Annotated in this window: 23 protein-coding genes and 1 pseudogene; 8 read left to right on the top strand and 16 right to left on the bottom strand. The window is 63.8% G+C overall.

The features are described 5' to 3' along the window. Position 1 precedes the first annotated feature (1 nt). From IPP68_12110 to IPP68_12080, 7 genes and pseudogenes are all read left to right on the top strand, one after another. Entirely contained in the window at positions 2 to 1309 is a 1308-nt protein-coding gene (locus IPP68_12110; protein ID MBL0351094.1) for a hypothetical protein, read from the top strand. Beyond that, on the top strand, positions 1306 to 1950 hold the full coding sequence (gene recR / locus IPP68_12105) for a recombination protein RecR (GenBank protein ID MBL0351093.1): 645 nt from the start codon (positions 1306 to 1308) through the stop codon (positions 1948 to 1950). Before IPP68_12110 ends, recR begins: the two co-directional genes overlap by 4 nt. Before the next feature lie 7 nt (positions 1951 to 1957). Next, positions 1958 to 2338 carry a response regulator gene (locus IPP68_12100; GenBank protein ID MBL0351092.1) on the top strand — a complete coding sequence of 127 codons (381 nt, stop codon included), beginning with the start codon at positions 1958 to 1960 and terminating at the stop codon, positions 2336 to 2338. A 19-nt stretch (positions 2339 to 2357) separates the two neighbouring features. Then, entirely contained in the window at positions 2358 to 3047 is a 690-nt protein-coding gene (locus IPP68_12095) for a response regulator transcription factor (GenBank protein MBL0351091.1), read from the top strand. After that, positions 3044 to 3457: pseudogene (locus IPP68_12090) on the top strand (PAS domain-containing protein). Before IPP68_12095 ends, IPP68_12090 begins: the two are co-directional and overlap by 4 nt. Positions 3458 to 3560: 103 nt before the next feature. Further along, a complete protein-coding gene (locus IPP68_12085; GenBank protein ID MBL0351090.1) occupies positions 3561 to 4154 on the top strand; it encodes a GHKL domain-containing protein in 594 nt (197 codons plus the stop codon). Next, on the top strand, positions 4151 to 5485 hold the full coding sequence (locus IPP68_12080) for a hypothetical protein (protein MBL0351089.1): 1335 nt from the start codon (positions 4151 to 4153) through the stop codon (positions 5483 to 5485). Before IPP68_12085 ends, IPP68_12080 begins: the two co-directional genes overlap by 4 nt. Before the next feature lie 1268 nt (positions 5486 to 6753). Here IPP68_12080 and IPP68_12075 read toward each other — a convergent pair. From IPP68_12075 to IPP68_12000, 16 genes are all read right to left on the bottom strand, one after another. After that, complete coding sequence (locus tag IPP68_12075) at positions 6754 to 7236, bottom strand: hypothetical protein (protein MBL0351088.1); 483 nt, start codon at positions 7234 to 7236, stop codon at positions 6754 to 6756. Between the two features lie 86 nt (positions 7237 to 7322). Further along, positions 7323 to 7460, bottom strand: coding sequence for a hypothetical protein (locus tag IPP68_12070; GenBank protein MBL0351087.1), 138 nt, complete (start codon positions 7458 to 7460; stop codon positions 7323 to 7325). A 73-nt stretch (positions 7461 to 7533) separates the two neighbouring features. Continuing rightward, positions 7534 to 7983 carry a hypothetical protein gene (locus tag IPP68_12065; GenBank protein ID MBL0351086.1) on the bottom strand — a complete coding sequence of 150 codons (450 nt, stop codon included), beginning with the start codon at positions 7981 to 7983 and terminating at the stop codon, positions 7534 to 7536. Positions 7984 to 8139: 156 nt separating this feature from the next. Then, the gene (locus IPP68_12060) at positions 8140 to 8436 is read right to left on the bottom strand and encodes a hypothetical protein (protein ID MBL0351085.1); all 297 of its coding nucleotides are present in this window, start codon (positions 8434 to 8436) and stop codon (positions 8140 to 8142) included. A gap of 5 nt (positions 8437 to 8441) precedes the next feature. Next, positions 8442 to 8597 (bottom strand): hypothetical protein, encoded by a 156-nt coding sequence (locus IPP68_12055; GenBank protein MBL0351084.1) that lies wholly within the window; start codon positions 8595 to 8597, stop codon positions 8442 to 8444. A 103-nt stretch (positions 8598 to 8700) separates the two neighbouring features. After that, complete coding sequence (locus IPP68_12050; protein ID MBL0351083.1) at positions 8701 to 9051, bottom strand: hypothetical protein; 351 nt, start codon at positions 9049 to 9051, stop codon at positions 8701 to 8703. A 102-nt stretch (positions 9052 to 9153) separates the two neighbouring features. Next, positions 9154 to 9507, bottom strand: coding sequence for a hypothetical protein (locus tag IPP68_12045; protein ID MBL0351082.1), 354 nt, complete (start codon positions 9505 to 9507; stop codon positions 9154 to 9156). 86 nt (positions 9508 to 9593) lie between these two features. Continuing rightward, positions 9594 to 9800 (bottom strand): hypothetical protein, encoded by a 207-nt coding sequence (locus tag IPP68_12040; protein MBL0351081.1) that lies wholly within the window; start codon positions 9798 to 9800, stop codon positions 9594 to 9596. A gap of 84 nt (positions 9801 to 9884) precedes the next feature. Further along, positions 9885 to 10934, bottom strand: a complete 1050-nt coding sequence (locus IPP68_12035) for a hypothetical protein (protein MBL0351080.1) — start codon at positions 10932 to 10934, stop codon at positions 9885 to 9887. Between the two features lie 497 nt (positions 10935 to 11431). Continuing rightward, positions 11432 to 11908 carry a prepilin-type N-terminal cleavage/methylation domain-containing protein gene (locus IPP68_12030; protein MBL0351079.1) on the bottom strand — a complete coding sequence of 159 codons (477 nt, stop codon included), beginning with the start codon at positions 11906 to 11908 and terminating at the stop codon, positions 11432 to 11434. 498 nt (positions 11909 to 12406) lie between these two features. Next, complete coding sequence (gene carB / locus IPP68_12025) at positions 12407 to 15730, bottom strand: carbamoyl-phosphate synthase large subunit (GenBank protein ID MBL0351078.1); 3324 nt, start codon at positions 15728 to 15730, stop codon at positions 12407 to 12409. A 230-nt stretch (positions 15731 to 15960) separates the two neighbouring features. Next, entirely contained in the window at positions 15961 to 16929 is a 969-nt protein-coding gene (locus IPP68_12020; protein ID MBL0351077.1) for a PorV/PorQ family protein, read from the bottom strand. Between the two features lies 1 nt (position 16930). After that, on the bottom strand, positions 16931 to 18544 hold the full coding sequence (locus IPP68_12015) for a hypothetical protein (protein MBL0351076.1): 1614 nt from the start codon (positions 18542 to 18544) through the stop codon (positions 16931 to 16933). Further along, the gene (gene carA, locus IPP68_12010; protein MBL0351075.1) at positions 18541 to 19662 is read right to left on the bottom strand and encodes a glutamine-hydrolyzing carbamoyl-phosphate synthase small subunit; all 1122 of its coding nucleotides are present in this window, start codon (positions 19660 to 19662) and stop codon (positions 18541 to 18543) included. The genes IPP68_12015 and carA overlap by 4 nt, the downstream gene beginning before the upstream one ends. After that, complete coding sequence (locus IPP68_12005; protein ID MBL0351074.1) at positions 19659 to 20948, bottom strand: adenylosuccinate synthase; 1290 nt, start codon at positions 20946 to 20948, stop codon at positions 19659 to 19661. Before IPP68_12005 ends, carA begins: the two co-directional genes overlap by 4 nt. Beyond that, a complete protein-coding gene (locus tag IPP68_12000; protein ID MBL0351073.1) occupies positions 20949 to 22547 on the bottom strand; it encodes an FAD-dependent thymidylate synthase in 1599 nt (532 codons plus the stop codon). 162 nt (positions 22548 to 22709) lie between these two features. Between IPP68_12000 and IPP68_11995 the strand changes: the two genes are divergently transcribed. Then, the gene (locus tag IPP68_11995; GenBank protein MBL0351072.1) at positions 22710 to 23258 is read left to right on the top strand and encodes a rhodanese-like domain-containing protein; all 549 of its coding nucleotides are present in this window, start codon (positions 22710 to 22712) and stop codon (positions 23256 to 23258) included. Positions 23259 to 23328: the final 70 nt, after the last annotated feature.

The raw sequence follows: 23328 nt of genomic DNA, 5'->3' as shown, positions 1-23328 counted from the left end.
TTTGTCCCGGTGCCAGCGCTTCCAACTGCGGGCCATTTCCCCGACGGACATCGCCGACCAGCTGCGGAAAATCATTTCCGCCGACGGCCTGGTGATCGAGGACGCGGCCCTGGACGAAGTGGCCCGGGCGGCCCACGGCTCCCTTCGGGACGCGCTGTCGCTCATGGACCAGGTGATCGCCTACGCCCCCCAGGGCGCCACGGCCGAGGACGTTCGAAAACTGCTGGGGCTTCTGCCCCGGGAGCTCGTGCGGGGGTTCACGGCGACCCTGCGGGAGGAATCCCCCGTCAAAACCCTTCAGGCCATCGACCGCGCCGTCGCCGACGGGTTCGATTTGGGCCAGCTGACCGAGGCCCTGGTGGACCATTTCCACCGGCTTCTCTTGTGGAAAGCCGGCGTGCGGGACCCCCGGGCCGCCGACGCCCGGGACCTGGAAGTCGACGCGGCCGCTTACACGGTGGAACGGCTGGAGCGCGACCTGGGCGTCGCCGCCCGCGCCGCCTCGGATTTGCGTCGAAGCGAATCCCCCCGGGTCGCCTTCGAATTGGCCTGCCTGGAACTTTCCCAGGGGCTCACGCCCGTGGACGAACTGATCGAGCGTTTGGAAGATTTGGAAAAGCGACTGTCGGCCGGGGCGCCGCCCCCCGCGGCCTTTCGCGCCCCGGCGCCTCCGGCGGCGCCCACCGTTTCAACGCCGGCGGCGTCCCCCCGTGTGGGCTTTGCGCCGACCGCCGCGTCCCCGGTTCTCCGCGTGGCCGAGACACCGGCGCCCGCCCCGGTCGCCCCCGCCGTCGGGCCCGACGGCCTTCGGGCCGCCTGGGTCAAAACCCTGGCCGACATCGAAATCAAAAAGCCCTCGCTCGCTCCTTTTCTCTCCAGCGCCCGGCCGCGGTTCGATACCAGCGGCGGCCTGGAACTGGCCTGCGCCCAGGAATTCCAGAAACAACAGATCGTGAACCAACAGGCCTTCTGGTCGGACCTCCTGCGCGCCCACGCCGGCCGTCCGGTGATCATCACTTTGACGGTCGCCGCCGCGCCGCCCCCCGCGCCGGCCGCCCCGCGCCCCCCACCGGCGCCGGTGGTCGAGGAAGCGGAGGAAGTCGTGGACGAGGAAGCCGACGCTCCCCCTCCCGTCGAGAGCCCCGCCTCGGAAGGCGAAGAGCAGGACCCCCGGGCCCTGGGCGCCCTGGACGCGGGGCTCAAAAAAGTTTTGGATAAATTTCCCGGCAAAATCCGAAAGGCCGACCCGGCGGAATCCGTCCCCGCCGCCGCGGCCAAACCCCGCGTGGAAGGGAAACCCGGGGCATGAACGGGACCGGCGCCTGGGACCGTTTGGTGTCGGCCCTCTTGGGGATGCCCGGCGTGGGCCCCAAAATGGCGGAACGCGCGGCCCTCCATTTGATCCGCCGGCGGGACGCCGGGGACGCCCTGCTCCTGGCCCTGGCCGACGCCCGGGCCCGCATGCGCCGTTGCCCTCTGTGCGGCGACTTCGTGGAGGGCGCTCCGCTGGAGGCGGCCGACGCCGCGGGCCTGCCCGAAGCCGACGGCCCCTGCAACCGTTGCCGGGACCCCCACCGGGACGACCGCCTGCTCTGCGTCGTGGAGGACGTGGGCGACCTGGCGGCCCTGGAACGCAGCCGCGCCTTCGGCGGGAAATACCACGTGCTGGGCGGCGTGCTTTCGGCCCTGGACGGGGTGGGCCCCGAGGAGCTCCGCATCGAGGCCCTCCTGGGCCGCGTGGCCGGCGGCACCACCGACGAAGTGATTTTGGCCACCAACCCATCGGTGGAAGGCGAAACGACGGCCGCCTATCTGGCCGACCTTCTTAAAAACCGCGGCGTCCGCGTGACGCGCCTGGCGTCGGGGCTTCCCTCCGGCAGCGTCATCCAGTACGCCGACGAACACACTCTCGCCCAGGCGCTCTCCGGCCGCCGGGCGGTGCCCGCGTGAGGACCCCATGACCGAATCCAAAGGAAAAATCGTCATCGCCGACGACGAGGAAGACATCACCCACATCGTCAAACGCATGCTGGAGCTGGAAGGCTACACCGTCTGGGCCGCCAACGACGGCCAGGCCGCCCTGGACCTCTACCGCCGGGAAAAACCCCAGTTGGTGATCCTGGACGTCTCCATGCCGCTCAAAGACGGCGTCACCGTCTGCGACGAAATCCGCCGGGACGACGACCGCGTGCTCATTTTGATGCTGACCGGGCAAAAGAAGGAATCGGACAAGGTGACCGGGCTTTCCGTCGGCGCCGACGATTACCTCACCAAGCCCTTCGGGGAAAAAGAATTGATGGCCCGGGTCCGCTCCCTCTTCCGGCGCCCGAACCGCTAGCCCCCTCGGGCCCTCCCCCATGGCCAAGACCAAAGTCCTCCTGGTGGAAGACGACCGGGCCATCGCCAAAATCCTCCGCTACAACCTGGAAAAAGACGGCTACCACGTCACCCACGCCGAGGACGGCGAGGCGGGGGTGGCCCTTTTCCGCCGGGAAAAACCCCGCCTGGTCGTCCTGGACCTCATGTTGCCCAAGGTGGACGGCCTGGAGGTCTGCCGCCTGATCCGCCAAACGGACCCGGGCGTTCCCGTCTTGATGCTCACCGCCAAAAGCGCGGAAATCGACAAGATCGTCGGTTTGGAAATGGGCGCGGACGACTACGTGACCAAGCCCTTTTCCGTCCGGGAAGTCCTGACCCGGATCAAAACGCTTCTCCGTCGAACCGCCGCCCCGGCGGCCGCGGGCGCGCCGCTCGCCGTCGGCGCCCTCGAACTGGACCCGGAGCGCTACGAACTGCGCCTGGCCAAAAAACCCCTTTCCTTGACCGGCAAGGAATTCGAATTGCTCCGAACCCTCTGGGCCGCGGGAGGCAAAGCCCTCTCTCGGGAAGACCTGCTGGAACGAGTCTGGGGCCTGGACCGGGCCATGGACATCGACACCCGCACCGTGGATCAACACGTCGCGCGTTTGCGGTCCAAGCTGGGCGCCGAGAAAAAGCGCGTGCGCACCGTCAAAAACGTCGGCTATCGGTTTCTCCTCGAGCCGTGACCTTCTGGAAACGCTGGAAATCTTCCGGCCGAACGCCCCCTCGCGCCCCCGAAAACCCGACCGCCTCCGCCCCCGCCCTGGATCCTTTTTTGGCCTCTCTGTTAAACGCCCTCTCCCAGGGGGCGCTGGCTCTGGGGGAAGGCGGCCGCGTGTTGTTGGCCAACGAAGCCCTCTCCCCCGTCTTAAACCGCCCGCCCGAACAAACGATCGGCCTACGGCTGTGGGAGGTCCTTCGCCAACGGGACGTCACCGACCTGGCGGACCGGGGCCTCGCGGGCCGCGCCGAGGAGCGCGAAATCGTTCTCCAAACCTCCCCCGAGCGCCTCTACCGGGTGCGCTCTTTCCCTTTTCAACACCGGGGAGGGCTTGGCGTGTGGTTGACCTTCGACGACCTCACCCACGCCCGGCGGTTGGAAAACGTCCGGAAAGATTTCGTCGCCAACGTTTCCCACGAACTTAAAACGCCGCTCACCGCGCTCCGGGCCGCCCTGGAAACCCTTGGTCGACGGCGCCGTGGACGACCCGGTCGCGGCCAAGGATTTTCTTTCGACCGCCCAGGACCAAGTGGACCGCCTCCAGCGGCTGATCGACGACCTCCTCACCCTGTCCCGGTTGGAAAAACCGGGCTCCGCGTCCCCGGTCGGCGCCCGGGCGGAAGTGGCCGAAATCGCCCGCCGGGTGGCGACGGCCCTGGGCCCCCTGGCCCGGAAGAAGAACGTTTCGATCTCGCTGGGCGACGCCCCTCCCGGGTTGAGCGTCGCCCTCCCTTCGGACGAATTGACCCAGATCCTCATGAACCTCATCGACAACGCCATCAAATTCAACCGCGAAAACGGCCGGGTGACCCTTTCGGCCCAACGGGTCGGCGCGACCATTGTGGTGAAAGTCAACGACACCGGCGTGGGCATCGCCGCGGAGGACCAAGAACGGCTGTTTGAACGCTTCTACCGGGTGGACAAGGCGCGCGCCCGGGAAACCGGCGGAACCGGCCTGGGGCTCTCCATCGTCAAACACATCGTGGAAAACCACGGCGGTCGGGTGTCGGTCCAAAGCGCCCCGGACGCGGGAAGTTGTTTCACCGTGGTTTTGCCGCCAGCGGCCGATTGACGACCCCCGCTTTTAAATTCCCCGACGTTTCCGACCGGGGCCCTCTCTCCCCCGCCCATTGGGCCTCGGCCCCGCTTCCGGACCTTTTCGCCGAATTTAAAGCGACCCCGGCCGGACTTTCCGAAGCAGAAGTCCGAACCCGGCGTCTCGCCACCGGCCCCAACGAGCCCTCCCGAAAACGAAAGCGCGGTCTCCTGCTTCAACTCCTGTCCAAGTTGGCCGACCCTTTGATCGTCGTTTTGCTCGTGATCGCCGGGGCGTCGCTTTTCTTCGGCGATCGGGTGAGCGCTTCCATCGTCCTGGGAATGTCCTTGATCAGCGTGGGATTGTCGTTCTTCCAGGAAGCCCGGGCCGGCCGCGCCGCGGAGAAATTGAGCCAAGTCGTTCGGGCCCGGGCCACGGTCTTGCGGAACGGCGGGTCCGTCGAACTCCCTTTCCGGGATTTGGTCGAAGGCGACGTGGTCGATCTCTACGCCGGGGACATGATCCCGGCCGACCTCCGGGTTCTTCAGTCCAAGGACCTCTTTTTAAACCAGTCGGCCCTCACGGGCGAGTCCCTCCCGGTGGAAAAATCCCCCGCCGGGCCGACGGCGGCCCGCCCCGCTCTTTCCGATTTAACCAACATCGCCTTCATGGGCTCCTCGGTGGTGAGCGGCACGGGGCTGGGCCTGGTGGTGGCCACGGGGAACCGGGCCCAATTCGGCGCGGTGGTGCGGCGCCTGGCGGAACGGGGCGAGGACTCGGCCTTCGACCGCGGCGTTCAGCGCTTCGTCTGGTTCATGGTCCGGGCCATGGGGGTCTTGGTAAGCGTCATCTTCCTGATCAACCTCTTCGCCCGGCGCAACCTGCCCGAGGCTTTCTTTTTCGCCTTGGCCGTGGCGGTCGGCCTCACCCCGGAGATGCTGCCCATGCTCGTGACGCTCAATTTGTCCCGGGGCGCGTTGGCCCTGGCCGGAAAAAGTGATCGTCAAACGCCTGAACGCCCTTCAAAACCTGGGCGCCATGGACGTCCTGTGCACGGACAAAACGGGCACCTTGACCGAGGACAAGGTCGTGCTGGAAAGCCATTGCGACGTGGTGAGGCACGAGGACGAATCGGTCCTTCGTATGGCCTATCTCAACAGCCATTTTCAGACGGGCCTGAAAAACCTGCTGGACCGGGCCATCTTGAGCCACACCGACATTTCCGTCGAAGGGATCGAGAAGGTCGACGAAATCCCTTTCGATTTCTCCCGCCGGCTCATGTCCGTGGTGGTGACCAACGGAGCCCGGCACCGCCTCCTGATCAAGGGCGCTCCCGAGGAAATCTACAAGCGGTGCGATTTTTTTGAATTGGACGACGAAACCCTGCCCATGGACGCCCTGCTGTTGGCCGACCTTCGGCGCGAGCAGGACGAATTGAGCCGCGCCGGATTCCGGGTGTTGGCCCTGGCCTACCGGGACATGGACGCCCGCCCGGCCTACGGGAAAGAAGACGAAGCCCATCTAACCCTCAAGGGGTATTTGGCCTTCCTGGACCCGCCCAAGCCCTCGGCGGGGGAGGCCCTTCGGGCCCTGGCGGCCCAGGGCGTGGAATGCAAGATTCTCACGGGGGACAATTCGCTCGTCACCGAGACCGTGTGCCGACAGGTGGGGTTGGAAGTGCGCGGCACTTTGACCGGCACGGATTTGGACGACCTGACCGACGACGTCCTATCGGAGAAGCTGGCGACGGTCAACGTGCTTTCCCGCCTTTCGCCTCTTCAAAAAGAACGACTGGTGCGGTTGCTTAAAAGCCGGGGGCGGGTGGTGGGGTTCCTGGGGGACGGGATCAACGACGCCCTGGCGCTCAAGGCCGCCGACGTCGGCATCTCGGTGGACACGGCGGTGGACATCGCCAAGGAATCCGCCGATTTGATTTTACTTCAAAAAAGCCTGATGATCCTTTCCGACGGCGTGCGCGAGGGCCGGCGGACCTTCGCCAACATCCTCAAATACATCCGGATGGGCGCGAGCTCCAACTTCGGCAACATGCTGAGCATGACCGGGGCGAGCCTCCTGCTCCCCTTCCTGCCCATGCTGCCCCTTCAGGTGCTGGTGAACAACTTCCTTTACGACCTCTCCCAGCTCGCGATCCCCACGGACCGGGTGGACGAATCCCAAACCACGGGGCCCCGCCCCTGGGACATCGCGCGCTTGCGGTCGTTCATGTTTTTCTTCGGCCCCATCAGTTCGCTCTTCGACTTTTTGACCTTCGGGGTCCTGCTCAAAGGGTTCCACGCCGACGCGGCCTTGTTTCACACGGGATGGTTCCTGGAATCCATCGCCAGCCAAACCCTCGTGATCCACGTGATCCGCACCGACGGGCGCCCGTGGATCGACAGCCGGCCCAGCCGACCGCTCCTGGCCTCGAGCCTCGGCCTCCTGGCCCTGGCCTGGTCGCTCCCCTACTCGCCCTTCGCCCCCGCCCTGGGCTTCGTCCGCCCTCCCGCCGGACTCGTAGAGGCCCTGGCCGTCTTGGTGATCGGCTATTTATTCACCGTGCAGAGCGCCAAAAAGTTCTACATCCGCCGCTACGGGTTTAATTGACCTTTCCGGCGGCGGCCGCCCGCCCCACTTTTCAGATACCCGTTATCCTCCCGGCGAAATCGTAGATTTGGACCGGCGGATTGAATCGCATCACCCCCCGCGTCTCATTGTTCTTCCCCTCCTTCGTAATATATTTATACCCGGTCAACCGCCCGGCGGTGTCGTACGTGTAGTCCGTTTGAAGCGTCGTCCCCTTCGGCCACGTCGACTCGCTCCGGACAATCCGCCCCTTCCTGTCCAACTGCGTATTCGTCCGGAAGATTGTTCCGTTCGCCGTCGTCAACACCGACGACACCGTTCCGCCCCGGGAACCCATCCGCCTCACACTTTCCAACTTCGTCCCGTCCGCCAACGCGATCCGGTCGTTTCGGACCGACGATCCATTCCGCTGCACCACTTCTTCCGACCGTCCCTCGCCCGTTGATCCGTCCGAAAACTTGTACGTCATCGTCGTGCGGATCGCCTTCACCCCGTCGACCGTCGTCTCCTGCGTCACTCGCTTGATTTCGATCACCAGCTTCCCCGGAATCCCCAGGTCCGCCGGCCGGTCGAATCGCGTTTGCGTCCGCGTTTCCTTCCGCGTCTCCTCCTTAAAACCCGTCAACCGTCCGTTGGCGTCATACGTGTAGTCCGTTCGAAGCGTCGTTCCTCCGGTCCGGTCGACTCGCTCCGCTGAAGGCGTCCCGCCGCGTCCAACTCCACCACCGTCCGGATCACCGTCCCGTCCGCCTTCGTCAACACCGACGTCCCGGTCCCGCGACCCCCGCCATCCGCGTCACGCTTTCCAGCCGCGCCCCATCGGACATCGTTATCACGTCGTTTCGGGTCGACGTTCCGTCCTTTCCACCACCTCTTCCGACCGCCCCGTCCCCGTCGTCCCGTCCGCGAACTTATACGTCGTGTCGGTCTGGATCGCCTTCACCCCGTCGACCGTCTTCTCCCGGCTCACCCGCGTCGTCTCGTTCACGAGCTTCCCCGGAATCCCAAGGTCCGCCGGCCGGTCGAATCGCGTTTGCGTCCGCGTTTCCTTCCGCGTTTCCTCCTTAAAACCCGTCAACCGTCCGTTGGCGTCATACGTGTAGTCCGTTCGAAGCGTCGTTCCCTCCGGTCCGGCCGATTCGCTCCGCTGAAGGCGTCCCGCCGCGTCCAACTCCACCACCGTCCGGATCACCGTCCCGTCCGCCTTCGTCAACACCGACGTCCCGGTCCCGCGACCCCCCGCCATCCGCGTCACGCTTTCCAGCCGCGCCCCATCGGACATCGTTATCACGTCGTTTCGGGTCGACGTTCCGTCCTTTCCACCACCTCTTCCGACCGTCCCTCGCCCGTTGATCCGTCCGAAAACTTGCCGTCATCGTCGTGCGGATCGCCTTCACCCCGTCGACCGTCGTCTCCTGCGTCACTCGCTTGATTTCGATCACCAGCTTCCCGGAATCCCCAGGTCCGCCGGCCGGTCGAATCGCGTTTGCGTCCGCGTTTCCTTCCGCGTCTCCTCCTTAAAACCCGTCAACCGTCCGTTGGCGTCATACGTGTAGTCCGTTCGAAGCGTCGTTCCCTCCGGTCCGGTCGACTCGCTCCGCTGAAGGCGTCCCGCCGCGTCCAACTCCACCACCGTCCGGATCACCGTCCCGTCCGCCTTCGTCAACACCGACGTCCCGGTCCCGCGACCCCCCGCCATCCGCGTCACGCTTTCCAGCCGCGCCCCATCGGACATCGTTATCACGTCGTTTCGGGTCGACGTTCCGTCCTTTCCACCACCTCTTCCGACCGCCCCGTCCCCGTCGTCCCGTCCGCGAACTTATACGTCGTGTCGGTCTGGATCGCCTTCACCCCGTCGACCGTCTTCTCCCGGCTCACCCGCGTCGTCTCGTTCACGAGCTTCCCCGGAATCCCCAGGTCCGCCGGCCGGTCGAATCGCGTTTGCGTCCGCGTTTCCTTCCGCGTTTCCTCCTTAAAACCCGTCAACCGTCCGTTGGCGTCATACGTTAGTCCGTTCGAAGCGTCGTTCCTCCGGTCCGGTCGACTCGCTCCGCTGAAGGCGTCCCGCCGCGTCCAACTCCACCACCGTCCGGATCACCGTCCCGTCCGCCTTCGTCAACACCGACGTCCCGGTCCCGCGACCCCCCGCCATCCGCGTCACGCTTTCCAGCCGCGCCCCATCGGACATCGTTATCACGTCGTTTCGGGTCGACGTTCCGTCCTTTTCCACCACCTCTTCCGACCGTCCCTCGCCCGTTGATCCGTCCGAAAACTTGTACGTCATCGTCGTGCGGATCGCCTTCACCCCGTCGACCGTCGTCTCCTGCGTCACTCGCTTGATTTCGATCACCAGCTTCCCCGGAATCCCCAGGTCCGCCGGCCGGTCGAATCGCGTTTGCGTCCGCGTTTCTTCCGCGTCTCCTCCTTAAAACCCGTCAACCGTCCGTTGGCGTCATACGTGTAGTCCGTTCGAAGCGTCGTTCCCTCCGGTCCGGTCGACTTCGCTCCGCTGAAGGCGTCCCGCCGCGTCCAACTCCACCACCGTCCGGATCACCGTCCCGTCCGCCTTCGTCAACACCGACGTCCCGGTCCCGCGACCCCCCGCCATCCGCGTCACGCTTTCCAGCCGCGCCCCATCGGACATCGTTATCACGTCGTTTCGGGTCGACGTTCCGTCCTTTTCCACCACCTCTTCCGACCGCCCCGTCCCCGTCGTCCCGTCCGCGAACTTATACGTCGTGTCGGTCTGGATCGCCTTCACCCCGTCGACCGTCTTCTCCCGGCTCACCCGCGTCGTCTCGTTCACGAGCTTCCCCGGAATCCCAAGGTCCGCCGGCCGGTCGAATCGCGTTTGCGTCCGCGTTTCCTTCCGCGTTTCCTCCTTAAAACCCGTCAACCGTCCGTTGGCGTCATACGTGTAGTCCGTTCGAAGCGTCGTTCCTCCGGTCCGGCCGATTCGCTCCGCTGAAGGCGTCCCGCCGCGTCCAACTCCACCACCGTCCGGATCACCGTCCCGTCCGCCTTCGTCAACACCGACGTCCCGGTCCCGCGACCCCCCGCCATCCGCGTCACGCTTTCCAGCCGCGCCCCATCGGACATCGTTATCACGTCGTTTCGGGTCGACGTTCCGTCCTTTCCACCACCTCTTCCGACCGCCCCGTCCCCGTCGTCCCGTCCGCGAACTTATACGTCGTCGGTCTGGATCGCCTTCACCCCGTCGACCGTCTTCTCCCGGCTCACCCGCGTCGTCTCGTTCACGAGCTTCCCCGGAATCCCCAGGTCCGCCGGCCGGTCGAATCGCGTTTGCGTCCGCGTTTCCTTCCGCGTTTCCTCCTTAAAACCCGTCAACCGTCCGTTGGCGTCATACGTGTAGTCCGTTCGAAGCGTCGTTCCCTCCGGTCCGGTCGACCGGCTTTGCGTCACTCGCCCCGCCGCGTCCAACACCGATTCCGTTTGAACGACCGTCCCGTCCGCCTTCGTCAACATTGACGACGTCGTCCCACGGCCCCCCGCCATCCGCGTCACGCTTTCCAGCTTCGTTCCTTCCGAAAGAGTTAAAACGGAAGTCTCGGTCCAGGAACCGTCCGGTTGGATTCTCCGTTGCCGGACCTGGGTGGCTTTTGTCCCATCCGTAATATCGATCGTGGCCCGCGCGTCCTCCACTTGGACCCCGCCGGACCCCGTCGACCGGGTGGACACTTCGGACTTTCCGGTCGCGAGGACTCCGGGAATGCCCACGTCCATCGGCGTCGTAAAATGCATCGTGGTTTGCGTCTGGCCTGCCTGGGTGCGCGGGAGAGACGCCGGAGGCTGAGGGGAACGACCTCGAGGCGAAAGACGAGCGGGGCCCCGGGGGGTCAGTTTTCGGTTGGCTCGAACCCTGTCGTTTAAATCCGAAGCGGCCTGTTGACCCGGCGTCGCGGGATTCACGACCCGCCCGTCCTTCATATCCTCCGCCGAAAGGATCGCGTTCAGGGATTCGGCCGACGGCAGTTGGAACCCCTGGTTCTCGGTGGATCCCTGCAGGGTTTCCAATCTCCTGTTTTGGTCGGCTTCTTGCTCCGAGATGGTCTGGGCGGAGCTTCCCCGGGATTCCCGGTTCCCGCGGGGATCGAGCGCGGAAAGAGCGAAGGCGGTTTGGGGGAAAGCCATGGCGGCCGTAATTAGGAAACTCAAGGGTTTAACAATCACCGAAGGAACTTGAAACAGAGTCCCCAACGTTAATTTTCGCATTTGATCCTCCGTCACGCGATTTTGAAACACGTGCAACCACCGAGATGCGGGGATTATAATGCGCCATGGGGCTTAATGATTTCTTAACAAACGGTAAAATGCACGCAAATAAAATGTAAATCGAATTTAACGGACTTTCAAATATATTGTAAATGGATTGGTGAAAAGGATCTTGGGAAGGCGATTGGACGCTTTAAATGGCTTATTTTCGGAAAAAGGAGACAACGAAATCCACCCGGCCATCTTTTTGCATGGAGTGGCTGGGGCGAGTTGACAAGCCGTCGCTTGTGGCCCGAAATGGAAATTCGGATTCCCCGGAGCCTTGATTTTTCCCCAGCCGGGGTGCCGTCGCTTAATAGCCGGGAGGGCCTCCGGTCGTCTTTGGACGGATAGAGACACCCGCCTTCCAGGCCTACCTTAATAGCAGAACGCCCCGACCCTCGGCATTTTAAAACTCGGGCCAAGCGGACCCCCGGAATGGGGCGAGGGGGATTCCATTATTCCAAACTCCAGGTTTTTCCGGAGGTGTTTTGGTGGGAACAACTGGCCGAGAGCAACCCTATCGATTGGTTGTATTTCCATGTGCTGCAGCCGGCCGCATACCAAAAATCGGTTACGGTGTAATTGAGGACCCCCTGGGCGTCCATGCTTGAAAGGCCGTAGGCGTGTTGAACCGTCGGAATTTCGAACAACGAAATATTGTCGATGTAATTCGGGACCAGGCATTTTCGAATGGCTTGCTGGTCCAGGAGCATTCCCACGATATTTTGCGGATAAAACCCTTCGTTGTTTGAGTAATAAATGTGGATGGCGGAACGGAGGGAGCCGAGGTGCCCTTTGATGGCGGCCTCTTTGGCTTTGATGACCAGATTGCCGAACTTCGGGATGGCAATGGCCGCCAGAAGGCTGATGATGGCGACCACCAACATCAACTCAATGAGAGTAAACCCCCGCCTCGGCTTGAAGGACCCCATACCCCCCCCGGACTCGTCTCCCCAAGCGTATCCCCCCTTCGGCCCGGGCGCAATAGCTGGCAAAATTTGTCTTATTTAACGGGTTTGGGCGAATGCGCAAGGGAAAAAAGTTCCAACGATTCGCTTCGATCAATGAGGGCGGGGAGGCGTTCCGCGACAGCCAGGGAACCGGCAAAGACGGGTTGGGGAATCCCGCGGCGGTGAGCCCTCGGAGGAACCGACTCCGGGCCTTCCGGAGGCCTTTCACCGTCAGGAGATAAAAACCTCCTGTGGAGTCGCAATCAAACAGCGGACAATTAAGGCCAACGGGGGCACCGGCTTTCCCTCTTTAGCGAATTGGACGGTCGCCGCCGATCGGCTCGGGACGAGCACCGGGAACGAAAAAAAGCCGTGATTGGAAAGAATGGACGGGATCCGATTGGGGCCCACCGATCGGAGAAGAAGACGGTCCACCTTTGCGCGGCCTCCCGCGAAGGAAGGGGCGGCCCCTCCAAGGACCTACCGGGAAGGGATGGTTTCCAACTTGGGCGCCGGGGGCTGGGCGGTCGCGTAAAGCTCCTGGAGGGAGCGGACCTGCCACTTTTTCTCCCGGGATTTCTGGAGCCCTTCCACCACGGCCCGGGCCGCGGCGTAGGTGGTGATGAGCGGCACGTTGGAGAGAAGCGCCGTGCGGCGGATTTGGAAACCGTCGGACCGGGCGCGGTGGCCGTGGGGGGTGTTGACCACCATGACCACTTCCCGGTTTTTGATCACGTCCAGCACGTTGGGCCGCCCTTCGGCGATTTTCTTGACGGGTTGAATATCGAGGCCCTTTCCCTTCAAATACAGATAAGTCCCCTCGGTGGCCATGAGGCCGTATCCCATGGACTGGAAGGCCTGGGCCACGGGCAGGGCCTGGGCCCGGTCCCGCTCCCGAAGGCTGAACAAGACCGTTCCGCTCTTGGGCAAGGGTCCGCCGGCGGCGGCCTGGGACTTGGCGAAGGCCAAACCGTAGTTTTCGTCGATCCCCATCACTTCGCCGGTGGACCGCATTTCGGGGCCCAGCACCACGTCCACCTCCGGAAACCGCATCCAGGGGAACACCACTTCCTTGACCGAGTACCAGGGTTTCTTTTTCTTGATCATGGCTTGGTAAGGCTCCAGGGCTTCGTCCAGGGAAACGCCGACCATCACCTTGGCGGCCACCTTGGCCAGGGGCACGCCCGTGGCTTTGGACACAAAGGGCACGGTGCGGCTCGCCCGGGGGTTGGCTTCCAAAACGTAGACCGTGCCGCCCTGCACCGCATACTGGATGTTGATGAGACCTTTGACGTTCAGGGCCTTGGCCATGTCCTTGGTGTGTCGCTCCAGGGCGGCGATGACCTTGGGCTCCAGGCTGTAGGGCGGCAAAACGCAGGCCGAGTCGCCGGAATGGATGCCGGCTTCCTCGATGTGCTCCATGATGCCGGCGATGTAGACGTCTTTGCCGTCGCAGATGGCGTCCACGTCCACTTCCTTGGCGTCCTCCAAAAACCGATCCAACAGGATGGGCAAACCGGCGCCGGACTCCAGCGCCCGGCGCATGTAATCGGCCAATTGGGTTTTGTCGTAGACCACTTCCATGGCCCGGCCGCCTAAAACGTAGGAGGGGCGGACCATCACGGGGTAGCCCACGCGCTCGGCGGCGGCCTCGGCTTCTTTGATGTTCCGGGCGGTGCCGTGGGCGGGGTGCGGGATCTTCAATTCCTTAAGAAGGTCGCCGAAACGTTCCCGGTCCTCGGCGATGTCGATGGAATCGGCGGAGGTGCCGAGAATTTTAACGCCGGCTTTAAGCAAAGCCTTGGCCAAATTCAACGGCGTCTGGCCGCCGAACTGGGGGATGACGCCCCTGGCTTTGATGCGCTCGACCACGTTGACCACGTCTTCCAGGGTCAAAGGCTCGAAAAACAATTGGTCCGAGGTGTCGTAGTCGGTCGAGACGGTTTCCGGGTTGCAGTTGACCATGACGGCTTCGTGGCCGCATTCCTTGATGGCCCAGGCCGCGTGGACGCAACAGTAGTCGAATTCGATGCCCTGGCCGATGCGGTTGGGCCCGCCGCCCAGGACGATGACCCGGTCCTTCTTCGACAAGGGCACGAACTCGTCCTCCGGCTCGTAGGTCGAATAGAAATAGGGCGTGTCGGCCGGGAATTCGGCGGCGCAGGTGTCCACGCGCTTAAACGCCACGGGGAAATTCTTTTTTCGGGTTTTGGCCACGGCGTCGACGGAGAGGCCCGTGAGATAGGCGATCTGGGCGTCGGAGAAACCGTCGCGCTTCGCCCGGTGCAGCAATTCCAGGGGCAGCTTTTTCCCCGCCGCCCGAACTTCTTTTTCCAGAATCCAAATCCGCTGAATCTGCTCCAGGAACCAGGGGTCGATGGCCGAAAGCCGGTGGATGTCCTCCAGGGACAGACCCAACTGAAAAGCGTATTTGATGTAGAAAATCCGGTCGCAGTTGGGGACGCGCAATTTGTGCTGAATGTCCTCGATCAGCTTGGCCCGGTCCGGGTCGGCTTCCCCCGCGGCCAGGCGCTTTTCCGCGGCGTCCACCTTGGGCACGATGGATTTTCCGTCGGCGCCGAGGCCCGCGCGGCCGATCTCCAAGCCCCGAAGGGCCTTCTGGAGCGATTCCCGGAAAGTGCGTCCCATGGCCATGACTTCGCCGACGGATTTCATGCTGGTCGTGAGCGTCTGATCGGCCTCGGTGAATTTCTCAAAGGCGAAACGGGGGACCTTGGTGACCACGTAGTCGATGACGGGCTCAAAGCAGGCCGGGGTTTTTTTCGTGATGTCGTTGGGGATCTCGTCCAGGCGGTAGCCCACGGCCAGGAGCGCCGCGATCTTCGCGATGGGGAACCCCGTGGCCTTGGAGGCCAGGGCCGAGGACCGGGAGACCCGGGGGTTCATCTCGATGATGACCGTCCGGCCCGTTTTGGGGTCCACGGCGAATTGGACGTTGGAGCCGCCGGTTTCGACGCCGATGGCGCGGATGCAGGCGAAGGCTTGGTTCCGCAAGATCTGGTACTCGGGGTCCGTCAGGGTCTGGGCCGGAGCGACGGTGATCGAGTCGCCGGTGTGAACGCCCATGGGGTCCAGGTTTTCGATGGAGCAGATCACGACGCACTGGTCGGCTTTGTCCCGCATGACTTCCAGCTCGTATTCCTTCCAACCGATCACGCTCTGTTCGAGCAAAATCTCGTGGATGGGGCTGGCGTCCAGCCCCCGCCGGGCGGCGGCGACGAACTCCTCCCGCGTGTAGACGATGGCCGACCCCACGCCGCCCAGGGTGAAGGAGGCGCGAATGATGAGCGGGAAACCGATCCCTTCGGCGATTTTCTGGGCTTCGTCCAGGGAGCGGGCGACGCCGCTTTGGGGGACTTCCAGGCCGATCCCCATCATGGTTTTCTTAAAGAGTTCCCGGTCCTCGGCGCGCTTGATGGCGTCGATTTTGGCGCCGATCAATTCGACGCCGTATTTTTGGAGGCTGCCCCGCTCGTGGAGCTCCACGGCGAGGTTCAAAGCGGTTTGGCCGCCCAGGGTCGGCAAAATGACCTGGGGTTTTTCTTTCTCAATGATCCGTTCGACCATGGAGGGGATCAGGGGCTCCACGTAAGTCGCGTGGGCGAACTCCGGGTCCGTCATGATGGTGGCGGGGTTCGAATTGATGAGCACCACCCGGTAGCCCTCCTTCTTCAGGGCCTTGACGGCCTGGGCGCCGGAATAGTCGAACTCGCAGGCTTGGCCGATGACGATGGGGCCGGAACCGAGAATGAGGATGGTGTTGATGTCCGTTCGTTTGGGCATGGGAAACGAGCCTTCGCTTTCCTAGAAGTTGCCTCGAAACCGATCGTCGAGAAAGGGATTCATTTATCCGCGCCGAGTCGAGGCGCGAGAAGGGAGCAGGCCCTTTTGCGGCCTGAAACCGACGAGCAGCGACGACGCAGGCCGGAGAAATGAATCCCGTTTCCGAAGAGCGGTTTTGAGTCAACTTCCAAATCCGCGCCGCGGGGATTCCCCCGGGCCGGGTCAAAAATTTATTGTTCCGATTTCTTTTTCCAAAACCACGACACGGTCACGCGGTGGCGGTCCGGCAAATCCCCCACCGCCTGGAAGGAGTAATCCAGCCGTCCCCCCTTCATCCAAAAACCGAGTCCGGCCGAAAAGCTGTCGCCCGCTTGCCCCACCCGCGCGCCGCCCCGCAGAATCGCCCGGTGGGCGTAATCCCATTCCAGGCCGACCGCCCCCGTCACACCGCCGAAACGGTCGGTGATCGCGTCGCCGGTGATCGTCAAATAGTTTTTATCCGACCGGACCTTCGTGTACCACGGCGCGTCCGTATTATCGGACTCGTCGCCGCTTCCCATCTCGAACTTCAAGGCCGCCCCGGCCCGGTACTCCGTGGGCAGGGGATCGCCCTGGTCCCGGTAGGTCAATTCGGACCCCGCGTTCGTCACGGCCGCTCCCAGGGCGAGATGTTTCGACAGGTCCCACTGAAACCCGCCGTCCCCGGCGAAGGCCGCGGCGTGATAGTCGCCCACCAAGGTCGAGGAAAGGACTTTGGCGGCCACCCCCAGTCGGAGGCTTTCCCCGAGGGTAAACCCGCCCGTGAGGGCGCCCACCAGGTCCTGCTGGGCCCGGCGGGTGTACGGCGACCCGCTCACCGGCACAATATCGATTTTTCCGGCATCGAAATAAACCGCCGTGAGCGCCCAGCCCGCGCGCCCGTTCCCACGGCCGAAACTGGCCAAGCCCGTTCGAACGTCGCCCGGCGCGGACTCGAATTGGGTTGAGATTTCGGCGCCCACCAGGGTGGGCACGGCGGCGGGATTGACGGCCGAGACCCCCACGTCCCCCGTGAGAGCCGTCGCGGCTCCGGAAAGACCCGTCACCCGGGCGTCGGCGGTTTCCAAAAGCGAATTCCCGGCCGTTCGGGGATCGGAAGCCCCCCAAACCCGGGAGGCGCCGAGCGCCAGAACGACGGCCCAAAGCGCGACGCGCCGCATGTTACTTCACCACCGCCATTTTCACGATCTTTTTCAGCGCGTCGGTTTCAAACCGCACCAGGTAAATCCCGCTGGCCACCACGTCGCCGTCCGAAGTGCGGCCGTCCCAGGTCACGCTGTAATTGCCGGCGGATTTGTCCTCGTCCAACAAGGTTTTGACCGGCCGCCCCTGAAGGGTATACACCCCGGCAAAAACGCGGCCCGGCACGACCGAAAAATTGAGCGTCGCCGATTCCCCCGCCAAGGGATTGAAAAGATTTCCCACCGTGCTCACCGAGACCGGTCCGCCTTGATAGTTTTGTCCCGCTTGGCTGGACTGCAAGACGCTGTAGGACCGCCCCGTGGGCTGAAAGGAGTAGCCGGCCAACGTGGGCGCCATCCCGTAGGTCCCCTCAAACAGGTGGTCGGCCGAATAGGCCCCGGTCACCGAGGAAATGGAAACGGCCGTGGAAGCGATGTTCCCCGACAGGGACAACGTCACCCCCGGGATGGGGGCGAAAGAGAAATCCAACACGGTCCCGGCAATGGACAAGTTTCGGATCGCGTCGGTCAAAAACTTGGCTTCCGAAAGGTCCGCGTTCAAGTAACCGGCGAGATAGTGATCGAACCGATTGAACGCGAGGGCGGCGCCCACGCCCACCACCGTCCCCGTGTCCAAAACCGTTGGGGCCCAGGAACCGCTCCGGGTCGCTGTTTTCAACCCGGCGGTGGAAAAATAAACGATTCGCGGGTCGTCCGCGGAATTGACCGCGATGTCGCAGAAAAAACCCGTGCCGGGGCCGGAATCCACGACGACGGCCGCGATGGTGCTCCCCGCGGCGTCGAATTCGACGTAGTCCAAGCCGTCGCTGAAGGTGTCGTAGACGGCCACGTGCGCCTGGCCCAGGCTGTCCAGGGCGAGGGCCAGGCCCCCCAGCGTGGTGGTGTCCGTTCCGATGAAAAACGGGGTGGAAACCGAGAAGGCCGATGGGCCGGTTTGCCGGGCGTAGGACAATTCCCGGAAGCTCGTGACGGTCGACCCGTTCACCAAAGCGATCCGGGCGCTGTCGGCGGAGGTCAGGGCCAGGTCCACCGGGCCGCCGAAAGTGCTCGTCACCACGGTGAACGTGCTCCACACCCCGGCGCTCCGGGCGCCGAAGACCGTGGAAGAGGAAACGCTGTTGTAGTAGGCCACCCGGGGATTCCGATCGGCGCCCACCGCGATGGAGACAAAGGTGTTCGTGCCCGTGAAGGCCTCCACCGTGTCGGTGGACCAGGAACCGCCGCTCAGCCGGCCGTGCATCACCGCCGGGGTGCCGTTCGTTTGGTAATAGACCACGTGGGGGGACAACCCGCCCTCCAGGGCCAGGGCGCATTGGGGACCGACTTGGGCGGCCGATACGCTGGAGAGGGTCCAGGTCGTCGTTCCGTTGGCCAGTTGGGCGTATTTCAAGGTCAAGGTGGCCGTGTCCACGTAAACCAAATGGACGTTGTTCCGGGTATCGATGGCCACCCCGGTCTGCATAAACACGGAAGACGAAACGGCCACGGAAGCGGCCACGGTGTCCGTCGACACCGCCGCCGCGGCCGGCGCCGCGCCCAAGGCCAGAACCAGGAGGACCGCCGCTTTGTTCATGGCCGCGCGGACTCCTTCATCAGGCCCAAGAACCGGTCAAAGAGGTAGTGGGCGTCGTGGGGCCCCGGCGCCGCCTCCGGATGGTACTGAACCGAGAAAATCGGGAGGCGCTTGTGACGGAGGCCCTCCAGCGTGTTGTCGTTCAAGTTGATGTGGGTGAGTTCCACGTCGCCCTTGGCCAGGGAGTCGATGTCCACCACGAACCCGTGGTTTTGGGTGGTGACCTCCACTTTTCCCGTGGTCAAATCCTTCACGGGGTGATTGGCGCCCCGGTGGCCGAACTTCAGCTTGTAGGTTTTTCCGCCCAGGGCCAACCCGAGCAACTGGTGGCCCAGGCAAATCCCGAACACCGGAATCGGCGCGGCGGCCCCTTCGTTGTGGCGGATCAACCCCTTGAGCGTATCGATGGCGTAGGTCACGGCGGCCGGGTCCCCGGGGCCGTTGGAGAGCATCACCCCGTCGGGCTTAAAAGCGAGCAGATCCGGCAAGGAGGTCGTGGCGGGGAACACCGTCACGTCGCACCCCAGAGCGGCCAGGGAGTTCATGATGTTGTATTTGACGCCGAAATCCATCAGGGCCACGCGGCGGGCCGCCCCGTTCCCGGGTTTTCCGGGGGTCCAGGGGTAGGGCTTGGCGCAGGAAACTTCCCGCACCAAATCGGCCCCGACCATGGCGGCGGATTTTTTGGCCCGTTCCACGAGGGCTTTGGGCTTTTCCGTCGACGTTGAAATAATTCCCCGGCAGGCGCCGACGTCCCGAAGGTGGCGCACCAGGGCCCGGGTGTCCAGGCCGTCGATGCCGATCACCCCGTGGGTTTTCATGAAGCTTTCCAAATTGGCGGTGGAGCCCCAGTGGCTGGCCAGGGGACTGAACTCCCGGGCGACGAAACCGGCCACGTGGGGCTTTTTCGATTCGTTCAGGGCGTCGGAGGTCCCGTAATTGCCGATGTGGGGGTACGTCATCACGACGATCTGCCGTTGATAGGAGGGGTCGGTCAATATCTCCTGATACCCGGTCAAGGCGGTGCAAAAGACCACTTCCCCCTCGGTGTCCCCGGAGGCGCCGAAGGCGCGGCCCTCGAAGACGCGCCCCGTTTCGAGAGCGAGTACGGCCTTCACGGCACCCACCGGAATTTCTTGTCCATCACGATGGTCTCCTCCCGGCTGCGGCCCATGGAGATGAGCGTCATGGGAACCCCGACTTCTTTTTCGAGAAACCGGACGTAACGTTGGGCCGTCTTGGGCAATTTGTCGTAGCGGGTGATCCCCTTGACGGGCCCTTGGAATCCCGGCAGGTTTTTGTAAACCGGCTGGGCGATTTGCTGTTCCCGACGGGACGCGGGAAAATCCTTCACGAGTTTTCCGTCGACTTTGTAGGCGACGCAAACCCGGATGGGGTCCACCCCTTCCAAGACGTCCAGTTTCGTCAACGACAGGCGCGTCAGCCCGTTGATCCGCACGGCGTGGCGAACCACGACCGCGTCGAACCACCCGCAGCGGCGGGGACGCCCCGTGGTGGCGCCGAATTCCTGACCGCGCTCCCGCAGGGACTTGCCGAAGTCGTCGTTCAATTCCGTGGGGAACGGCCCGTCGCCCACCCGGGTGGTGTAGGCCTTGACCACGCCCAACACTTCGTCGATGAAGGCCGGCCCCACGCCGGACCCCACGCAGGCCGCCCCCGCGATGGGGTTGGAGGAGGTCACGAACGGATAGGTCCCGAAATCCACGTCCAACAAGGTTCCCTGAGCGCCCTCGAAAAGAATGTTTTTCTTTTTCTGGAGAGCTTTTTGCAAGAGCCCCGGGGTGTCGGCCACCAGCGGCTTGAAGAAGGCGCGGAGGGCGTCTTCGTCCCTGTAGGTTTCCTCCCGCAACTTGTCCAGGGAAACGAGGCTCGTCAACAACGGGGCCTTGGCCTGAAGGTTCTGCTCCACCAAATCGTGAAACGCCTGACGGTCCATGAAGTCCGCCAGGCGGATGCCCACGCGGCCGACTTTGTCGGAATAGGCGGGGCCGATGCCGCGCTTGGTCGTGCCGATCTTGCCGCTGCCGGATTCCCGCAGGGCGTCCAGGTGGCGGTGGTAGGGCAAAATCAAGTGGGCCCAGGCGCTGATGAAAAGGCGCCCCGACACGCGGATTTTCCGCGACACCAGGAAATCCGCCTCTTCCCGGAGGGCCCAGGGGTCCATGACGACGCCGTTGGCGATCAGGCAGGTTTTGCCGGGCTGGAGAATGCCCGACGGGATTTGGTGGAGGACGAAATGCTTTCCGTCAAAAACGACCGTGTGGCCGGCGTTGTTGCCGCCCTGGTAACGCACGATGAGATCGGCTTTTTTGCCGAGCAGGTGGACGATTTTTCCTTTGCCTTCGTCGCCCCATTGGGCGCCGACAACGATGAGCGTGGACATTTACAGAATCCTTTCGTAAGCCGCGACGGGTTTTTTCCAAACGAGCACCCCGCAAAACCGATCGCCCTCGGGGCAGAAGGGACGGACGCCCGCCGCCGCGCGGAGCGCGCAGGGGGCGCCCAGGTGCCGCGCGACGCGCGGGGCCACCCGGGCCAGCTGATCCACTTCTTCCTTGGACGTCCGCCAGATTTCTTCCTGGGCGGTGTAGCACAACCGTTTGGTCCATTTGTGGTGGAAATTCAACAAATCGCCGGATTCCTCGAACCGGACGCTGACGGCGTTGGGCAGAAGATAGAGGGCGTCTTCCCGGGACACGCCCAGGTTCAGCAATTCCCCGATCTTGCCCCAGAGGGCCGTGAGATTCCCCTCGTAAAAGGCCTGGGCCTCCGGGGAATGGCGGATCAATTCCGGCGTGATGAAATCGGGCGTGTCGGGCACGAAGTGGCCCGAAAGCACGGGGCGGGAGGCCGGGGTCATCCGGTGGCGCTGGTCCTGGCTGTCCGCCGTGTGGGAAATCTTCTTGGCGAAGGTGAAATGCATGTGGACCATGGTGCGGAGCAGTTTCGCGTGACCGCCCAGGTTGAGGGCTTCGGACAAATAGGGGTTCCGGGCCGGGTTCAACACGCGGTCGATGGCGTCGTCGTCGGACAAGGCCGCCCGGGGCACGCCCAGGACCGACCGCACCGCCTGGGCCAAGACGGCTTCGCCGTTGGCTTTGTGGTCCACCATTTTGGAGCTCAAACCGCCCAAACGAAGATCGAATTCTTTCAGGAACGCCCGGGCGGGGGACGCCGACCCGTGGAATTCCTGGAAGCACCGGTATTCGGGCGTTTGGTCCAGGGGGATCGGGTCTTCCATGCGGTCGACAAAGGCGGGGTCCACCGCCCGCACGGCGTCGATCATTTTGCCCACGACGACCCGTTGCTCCAGCGGGGTGTCGAAGCTTTGGCAAATTCGGTGGTAGCGATGGAGGGTCAACCCGCTCACGGTGTGGTAGAGGTGCGCGTGGGTGGCCACCGGCAACACGTAGCGGGCCACCTCCTGGGCTTTGCGTTGGACGAACTTGGCCCAGGGTTTTTCGGCCGGGTTGCGCAGGGGAAAGATCTTTTTGTATTCCCGCTCGACCGCGGGACGGAGCAGGTCGGTCAATCGAAGGTAGGCGTCCATCTGCCGGGCGGCCGTCTCTCGGTAGAGGTCCAGGGCCCGGCCGGCCAAGGGCGGCGTCACCAACGTGTCGGGCCCCACGGTGACGTAACGCTGGCTCACCTGCTCGGAATTGTAAAAGGGATGGCTGTGCAGGAACGACCAAATGAATTGGCGGGACACCCGCTCCAGGACGAATTGAAAGGTGGCGTGCTGCAGGGTGGTGTGGTGCCCGGCTTTGTAGGTGCTGTCGGCGATGGCGTCCCGCTGGGCCCGGGATTTTTCGTCCCGGCCCACTTCCTCGGCGGTGATCACCCGGGGGGAATAGCAGGTCCGCGCGGTGGCCACGGCGTTGTTTAAAGGGTCGTGGAACGCGTTGGCCAGCCGAACCAGGGGTTCGGGGGAGGGGTAAAGCCTTTGGTCGGCGGCGTCGGCCACGGCAGACTCGGCGTTCACGGGTTTTTGTTCCTATGTGACCGCCCGGAGCGGGCGGAGGGTGGGGACCAACGGTTGTCGGACCCGCACCAGTCTACCAAAGGCGGCAAGAACCGTCAAACCGAGCGGGGAGCGGAGCGCTTTCCTTTTGAAGAAGGTCGGAAAAGGGTGTATGATTTTCCCATGAGACACCGGGGTTCGATGGGAGCGCTGGCCGCCTTGATGGCGGCGCCGTTGTGGCTCGCGGCCGCCTCCCCCTCGCCGCTTCCGGAAGACCGGCCGCTCGCCGACCCTCGGGACGCCAATCCGCCCGTCAAACCGGCCACGCCCCAGGATTACGCCCGTTTCGTGGCGTCCTTCAATTACAAAAAACACACGGCCACGCTGCGGGAGTTTCGCAAATGGCGGGGCGAAAAAGACGTCGTGGTGGCCGATCTCCGAACCCGGGAAGAATTCGACCGGGGGCACGTCGCGGGCGCCGTTCATTTGGGTTCCGACATCACCCAGGAACGATTGGCCGCGATCCTCCCGAGCACGAAGTCGCGGCTTCTCCTGTATTGCACCAACTCTTTTTACCCCACCCGCCGGATTGCCCTGACCGACGTGGCCCTCCCCCAAATTGCCTTCCTGGGCCACCCCCGCGTATGGATGCTCGAAGCCGTCTGGCGGGACCCGGGAAACAAATCCCTCGAAATCCCCTGGGAAGGCGAGGGCCGCCCCAAACCCTGGTAAGCCGTCCGTCGGCTTTCCCCGAACCGGACCAAATCCTTTCGTCTCCCCGACCCACGCAGGGCCGGACAAA

The sequence above is a fragment of the Elusimicrobiota bacterium genome, assembly GCA_016722575.1.
GTDB lineage: Bacteria > Elusimicrobiota > Elusimicrobia > FEN-1173 > FEN-1173 > JADKIY01.
This window is presented reverse-complemented; position numbering and strand designations above follow the sequence as displayed.